Annotated in this window: 5 protein-coding genes; 4 read left to right on the top strand and 1 reads right to left on the bottom strand. The window is 73.9% G+C overall.

Annotated elements, in window-relative coordinates; all coding sequences use genetic code 11:
- The coding region (locus ACTHAM_RS17325; RefSeq protein ID WP_440689769.1) for an HAD-IC family P-type ATPase at positions 1–1,293 on the bottom strand (1,293 nt) is incomplete at its 3' end.
- A 355-nt stretch (positions 1,294–1,648) separates the two neighbouring features.
- Here ACTHAM_RS17325 and heR point away from each other — a divergent pair.
- The 4 genes from heR (at position 1,649) to hisC (ending at position 6,800) form a co-directional block, all read left to right on the top strand.
- A complete protein-coding gene (gene heR, locus ACTHAM_RS17320) occupies positions 1,649–2,464 on the top strand; it encodes a heliorhodopsin HeR (protein ID WP_440689767.1) in 816 nt (271 codons plus the stop codon).
- Between the two features lie 173 nt (positions 2,465–2,637).
- Positions 2,638–4,230: a Sapep family Mn(2+)-dependent dipeptidase gene (locus tag ACTHAM_RS17315; protein WP_440689765.1), complete on the top strand. Its 1,593-nt coding sequence runs from the start codon at positions 2,638–2,640 to the stop codon at positions 4,228–4,230.
- Entirely contained in the window at positions 4,227–5,675 is a 1,449-nt protein-coding gene (locus tag ACTHAM_RS17310; protein ID WP_440689763.1) for a S10 family serine carboxypeptidase-like protein, read from the top strand. Before ACTHAM_RS17315 ends, ACTHAM_RS17310 begins: the two co-directional genes overlap by 4 nt.
- A gap of 51 nt (positions 5,676–5,726) precedes the next feature.
- Complete coding sequence (hisC, locus tag ACTHAM_RS17305; RefSeq protein WP_440689761.1) at positions 5,727–6,800, top strand: histidinol-phosphate transaminase; 1,074 nt, start codon at positions 5,727–5,729, stop codon at positions 6,798–6,800.
- Positions 6,801–6,898 lie beyond the last annotated feature (98 nt).

Here is a 6,898-nt window from a genome sequence, read left to right as displayed (position 1 = left end):
CAGCACCACGAGGGCACCTTCCGTCGGGTCACCGACGATGCCCGCGGGCCCGTCGTCCGTGGCGGTCATCACCGCGTCGCTGGCCAGGGCGGCGGCGGTGACCAGCGGCACGAGTCCCGGGAGTGGCCCCCCGCCGTCGGCGGTACGCACGGTCCCGGTCGGCTCGTAGCCCTCGCCGGTCACGATCCCCGTCCGGTCGCCGACGACGACGGTGCGGGCCGTCATCTGGTTGACGGTCAGGGTGCCGGTCTTGTCGCTGCAGACCACGGTGGCTGCACCGAGGGTCTCCACCGACGCCAGGCGCTTGACGATGGCGCCCCGTCGGGCCATGCGCTGCACACCGAGCGCCAGGGTGAGCGCGAGCACGGCAGGCAGGCCCTCGGGAACGGTGGCCACGGCGAGCGCGACCGCGCTCAGTGCCAGGTCGCCGAGCGGCTCTCCACGGATCAGCGCGAGCACCGCGTACGCGGCCACCGCGACGCCACCGATGACGGCGATCCGCTTGCCGACGGCGTCCAGCTCCACCTGGAGCGGGCTCTGGGGTTCGGTGCCCTGCTGGAGCATGCCGGCGATCGCCCCGACCTGGGTGCCCATGCCCGTGGCGGTGACCACGAGCTCGGCCCGGCCGCGGGTCAGCGCGGTGTTCATGTAGGCCATGCCGGTGCGGTCCGCCAGGGGGATCTTGTCGTCGGTGGCAGCCGCAGGTTGTGTGGTCTTCGAGACCGGCTGTGACTCACCGGTGAGTGCCGACTCGTCCACCTCGACGCTCTCGGCCACCACGAGGCGGCCGTCCGCCGGGACGCGGTCGCCGGCCTCGAGCAGCACCACGTCGCCGGGCACGAGGTCCTCGGCGTCGACGACGAGGACCTGGCCGGCGCGGCGCACCCGCGCGGTCGGCGTCAGCATCGCGCGGAGGGCGTCGAGGCTTCGCTCGGCCCGGTTCTCCTGGACGAACCCGACGGTGGCGTTGATCAGCAGGACGACGAGGATCACCACGGTGTCCTTGATGTCGCCCACGAGCCCGGCGAGGACGGCTGCGCCGAGCAGGATGAGGATGAGGAGGCTGCGGAACTGGTCCAGGAACCGGCGCCACGCGGGCCGTCGGACCGCCTCGGCGAGCCGGTTCGGGCCGACGAGTCGGGCGCGACGGACGACCTCGTCGGGGTCGAGGCCTGACTGCGGTGCGACGGCCAGTGCCGTGGCGACCTGGTCGCCGGGCATGAGGTGGGCGTCGGGGACGGCTGCCAGGGAGCCGGGTGCGGGTCGGTCGAGGTGCGTGGTGCTGGAGGTCACGAGAGCTCCTGATCGGGGGTCCGAGCCATGCGACGGCGACCGTGCGGTGCCGTGCAAGGTGGTCTCTCCCGCCCTCTCGGACCGGCGCCCCGGGCCGCGAGGGCCGGGATGACGAGGCGCCGTGCGTGGGGTACTCCCCGACCTCGAGCACGAGGTTAGCGGAACTGGGATTCGTGAGTCAACGGCACCCTTTTGAGTGCGCGGTCCCTGGCTCGCGTCGCGCCAAAACCGGAAGCGTGGTTCTATCGTCAACGTCAGGAGAAGGGCCGCCTTCGACCGACACCGCCTTTCGACGGACACCGCCTTTCGACCGACACCGCCTGAGCGATCGACCCGCCTGACCAAGGAGTCAGCCATGGCCGAGCACGTCCGCACGTCCCCGCCCGCGGTTCCCGCCGCGGGCACCACCCGGCAGATCGACGCCCGCACAGCCCGCGGCCTGCGCCGCTCGAACCTGGCTGCGGCGCTCCTGCACGCGGCGAGCGCAGCGCTCGTCCTCGCGCTCGCGAACGGCTTCACGCTGCCCGTCACCGGGTCGTACCTGGTCGGCCCGCCGGGAACCGCGGGGGAGACGGTCACGATCCTGGACGTCTCCGTCGCGGGAGCCGTCGCGGCGTTCCTGATCCTCTCGGCGCTCTTCCACCTCGTGGTCAGCGCCCCGGGTCTGTTCGACCGGTACATCGCCGGGCTCGAGCATCACCGCAACGTGTTCCGGTGGGTCGAGTACTCCCTGTCCAGCTCCCTGATGATCGTCGTCATCGCGCAGCTGTGCGGGATCACGGACGTCGCGGCACTGCTGGCCATCGCCGGGGTGAACGCGTCGATGATCTTCTTCGGCTGGCTGCAGGAGGTCTATCACGAGCCCGGTGACGGCGGGTTCCTGCCGTTCGTCCTCGGGTGTGTGGCAGGGGTCGTCCCGTGGCTGGCGATCGTCGTCTACGTCCTCGCGCCCGGTGCGGACCCGGCCGTCCAGCCGCCGGGGTTCGTCTACGCGATCGTCGCTTCGCTGTTCGCCTTCTTCAACGTGTTCGCCGTCGTCCAGTGGCTGCAGTACCGACCGATCGGCCGGTTCCGCGACTACCTGGTGGGCGAGCGGGCCTACATCGTCCTGAGCTTCGTGGCGAAGTCCGCCCTCGCGTGGCAGGTGTTCGCGGGCACGCTCGCTGCGTGAGTCCGGGCTGGCGGAGATCCGTCGGCGGGGCGTCATGACCTCGGCGTGATCGCTGGTCGGCGGCGGTTGCTCCCTGCGGGTGTGCCCAGCGGTGCGAAATATGACTGTAATGAATACACGGGACGATGAGTCGTCCGGACCCTCCGGGCTCCACCCGCCGGAAGGTGTCCGCCGTGCCCGAGCCCGATCTCACGTCCGTCGCCCGGGCCTTCCCGGACCACCGGCTGACCCCGGAGGAGCGGGCGCTGCTGGGTCGGGTCGCCCGGTGGAGCGTCGACCACGCGGCTGAGCTCGTCGCCGACCTGACGCGGTGGGTGGCCGTGCCGAGCGTCGCCGTCGACGCGGGCGTGCCCGGGGCGCCGTTCGGGCCGGCCGTCGCGCAGATGCTGGCCCTGGCTGCACGCACGGCCGAGGGGTACGGGCTCACGGTGCACGAGCACGAGGGCTACGCCGTGTCCGTCACGGTCGAGCCGGGCGAGGTCGAGCCGGCCCGTGAGATCGGTCTGATCGGGCACGTCGACGTCGTGCCCGCGGGCGAGGGGTGGACCTCGCCGCCGTTCACGCTGTCGCGCGTCGGCGACGTCGCCGTCGGGCGCGGGGTGGCGGACAACAAGGGGCCCTCGCTGGTCGACCTGTACCTGCTGCGGGTGCTCCGCGACCTCGACCTGCCGCTGCGGCACCGCCTGCGCCTGGTGCTCGGCGGCAGCGAGGAGACCGGCATGGCGGACCTGCGTTGGTACGCCGCCCACGGGCCGGTGCCGCGCGTCAGCCTCGTCACCGACGGTCCGTTCGGGGTGAACCACGCGCAGAAGGGTCTGCTCGGGGTCACCGTCGCCGTGCCGTGCGGGCCTGTGCTGGCCGCGCTGGTCGGCGGGGACGCGCCGAACTCGGTGCCCGAACGGGCGACCGCGGTGCTGCCGAGGGCGGCCGCCGAGGTCGAGCCGGTCGTGCGGGCTGCGGCGGCGCACGCTGGTCTGGAGGCCGGGTGGGTGCAGGTCGACGCCGAGCCGCACGGCGGCAGCCGGGTGACGGTGCACGGGGTCGCCGGGCACGCCGCGTTCCCCGGGGGCACCCGCAACCCCGTCCCGCTGCTCGCCGCGGTGCTCGCCGGGTCCGGTCTGCTCGGACCGGCCGACCAGGCGGCCGCCATGCTCGTCGCCGAGCTGCTCGCCGACCCCGACGGCCGGTCGGCCGGGATCTCCGCCGCCGACGCGACCGGGGCCCTGACGCTCAACGGCGTGGTGCTGCCCGCGGCCGGCGACTCGGGGGAGCCGACCGTGCTGCGGCTGCGCCTCGACGTGCGCTACCCGGCGACCGGCCGCGGCGAGGAGGTGCTCGGGGGGCTCGCCGCCGCGCTCGCGCGGCACCCGGCGGTCGGTGCGTCGCTGACGGACGTCGCCGACGACCCCGGGTACCACGTGGACCCGGACTCACGGGAGGTGACCGTGCTGCAGCAGGCGTTCAACGACGTGCTCGGCACGCAGCGCCGACCGTTCGCCATGGGCGGCGGGACGCACTCGCGGGTGCTGCCGCGGGCGATCACCTTCGGTGCCGACTACTGGTGGCTGCCCGAAGGTGCGGCCGCGGTCGACGGGCCGGTGCGCCTGCCCGGGGTGCCGGTCGACAGGGGAGGGCCGCACGCGGCGGACGAGAGCGTGCCGCTCGGGCACCTGCTCGCGGCGCTGCAGGTCTACGCCGTGGCGGTCGTGCGGCTGGACGCCGCGCTCGCGGCCGCGGACGACGCCGCTGCGGAGGTGGCCCGATGAGCGTCCTCGCCGAGGGGCTGCGCACCGAGCAGGTCGGTGCCGCCGAGGCCACGTACCGGGTGCGGGTGACCGAGCACCCGGTCGTGGTCGACGGTGCGACCGTAGGGCACGTCGTGGCGACGGGTTACGAGGTGCTGGTGGACGGCGCCCCGGACGCGGCCCGCCCGGTCGTGTTCCTGTTCAACGGCGGTCCGGTGGTCGCCTCGATGTGGCTGCACCTCGGCGGGCTCGGCCCACGGCAGGTGCCGGTGCCGACGGACCTGGGCTCGGTCGCCCCGGCGCTCGTGCCGCAGCCCGACAGCCTGCTCGACGTGGCGGACCTGGTGTACCTGGACCCGATCGGCACCGGGTACGCGCGGCTTGCCGAGGGGGCCGACCCGGCGTCGGTGCGCGGGGTCGACGCGGACGCGCGCGCGGTGGCCGGGGCGGTGTCCGACTGGCTGGAGGGCGGGCGGCGGCTCGGCAGCCCGGTGCACCTGGTGGGCGAGAGCTACGGCACGGTGCGCGCGCCGCTGGTCGCGCAGGTGCTGCTGGAGCAGCCGCTGTCGATCGCCTGCGCGGGGATCGTGCTGCTGGGGCAGGCGGTGACGATCCAGGAGACGGCTGAGAGACCGCGCAACGTGGTCGGCCAGGTCGCGGCGCTGCCGTTCATGGCGGCGGCGGCCTGGTTCCACGGTCGGCGCGGGGCCGAGGCGCCCGGCGGTCCTGCGGTGGGGTTGCCGGACGTGGTCGGCGAGGCGGTGGCCTGGGCGCACGAGCAGTACCTGCCTGCGCTGCACGCGGGCACCAGGCTCTCGCCGGACGAGCGCGAGCGCGTCGTCGCGGGTCTGGCGGCACGGACCGGCATCGCGGCCGAGCAGTGGCGGCGCCGTCGGCTGCGGTTGAGCAAGGAGGAGTTCCGCACGCTGCTGCTGGCCGACCGTGGTCTGGTGCTGGGTCGGTACGACGCCCGCTACGTCTCGCCGGTGAGCGAGGGCCCGTTCGACGTGGACGCCTCGACCGACCTGGTGAGCCCGGCGTTCGTCGCGGCGGTGCTGCGTTGGTACGCCGAGCTGGGCGTGCCGGCCGACCGGCGGTTCCGGCCGGCGGACGAGGGGGCGTTCGGGGCATGGTCGTGGCTGCCGGGATCGGCGGCGCACCGGTTGGAGGCCAGCGGGACGCCGAGCCCGTTCAACGTGTTCGACTACGCGGGGGTGCTCGAGCACCTGATGGCACAGCGGCCCGACCTGCGGCTGTTCGTGGGCACGGGGTACTTCGACTCGTTGACCACGGTGGGCGCGGTGGAGCACCTGCTCGCGCAGGCCGACCTGCCGGCCGAGCGGGTGGTCCGCCGGGAGTACCCGGCCGGTCACATGATGTACACCGACCCGGCGTGCCGTGCGGCGCTGGTGGCCGACCTCAGGGTGTTCCTCGCGTGTCACGGGGACGAAACACGGACCGCCTAGGCTATTCACCATAATCATTTGAGTGATGTGCTCGTGAGGTAGGAGATGCAGGTGGAACCACGCACGCGTGAGGATCTGGACCGGATCCCCGGCTACCGGCAGGGTCGCTCGGCCGCCGACGGCGCCCCCAGTCACAAGCTCTCCTCCAACGAGAACCCCTACGACCCGCTGCCCTCCGTGCGCGACCGGATCGCCGAGGTGCTCGGGCGCATCAACCTCTACCCCGACATGGCCGGCGCCGTCCTCGTGCCCGAGCTCGCCCGCCTGCACGACGTCGACCCCGCCCGGATCGTGCTCGGCGCAGGGTCCGTCGAGGTGGTCTCCCAGCTGATCCGCGCGACCACGGGCCCGGGCGAGGAGGTGCTGTTCGCGTGGCGGTCGTTCGAGGCGTACCCGCTGCTCGTCGTCTCGGCCGGCGCCGAGCCGGTGCAGGTGCCGCTGACCGCCGACCTGGCCCACGACCTGCCCGCGATGCTCGAGGCCATCACCGAGCGCACCCGCCTGGTGATCGTCTGCAACCCGAACAACCCGACCGGCACCACGGTCGGTGCGGCCGCGCTGGAGGAGTTCCTCGACGCGGTCCCGCGCGACGTCGTCGTGCTGGTCGACGAGGCGTACCGCGAGTTCGACACCTCGACGGACCGCCCCGACGGCGTGGCGCTGGCCCGTCAGCGGGACAACGTGGTCGTCGCGCACACCTTCTCCAAGGCGTACGGCCTGGCCGGGGTGCGGGTCGGCTACGCGATCGCGCCGCCCGTGGTCGCGGACGCCATGCGCAAGGTCGCGGTGCCCTTCGGGGTCACCGGGCTCGCGCAGGCCGCCGCCGCCGCGTCGCTCGAGGCCCAGGGTGAGCTGCTCGACCGCGTGCTCACGCTGGTCGCCGAGCGCGAACGGGTCGTCGGGGCCCTGACCGCCCAGGGCTGGGACCTGCCCGAGACCCAGGCGAACTTCGTCTGGCTGCCCACCGGTGCCGGCACCGACCGGGCGGTCGAGGTGCTCGACCGGCACGGGATCCTCGCCCGGGCGTTCACCGGCGAGGGCGTACGGATCTCCATCGGCACCGACGAGGCCAACACCGCCGTGCTGGCGGCCTGCGCCGAGATCCTCACGGAGGTGGGAGCATGACCGCCCCGACGAGCCCGCTCCCGGAGCCGCCCGCCGACGAGCGCGAGGTCGTCGTCTCCGCGAACCTGGTGCTGACCACCCCCGCGGGCGACCTGCCG

Origin of the sequence: Cellulomonas soli (genome assembly GCF_052036975.1) — a bacterium.
Taxonomy (GTDB): domain Bacteria; phylum Actinomycetota; class Actinomycetes; order Actinomycetales; family Cellulomonadaceae; genus Cellulomonas; species Cellulomonas soli_A.
The sequence above is the reverse complement of the archived record's forward strand: the minus strand, read 5'-3'. Positions and strand labels throughout refer to the sequence as shown.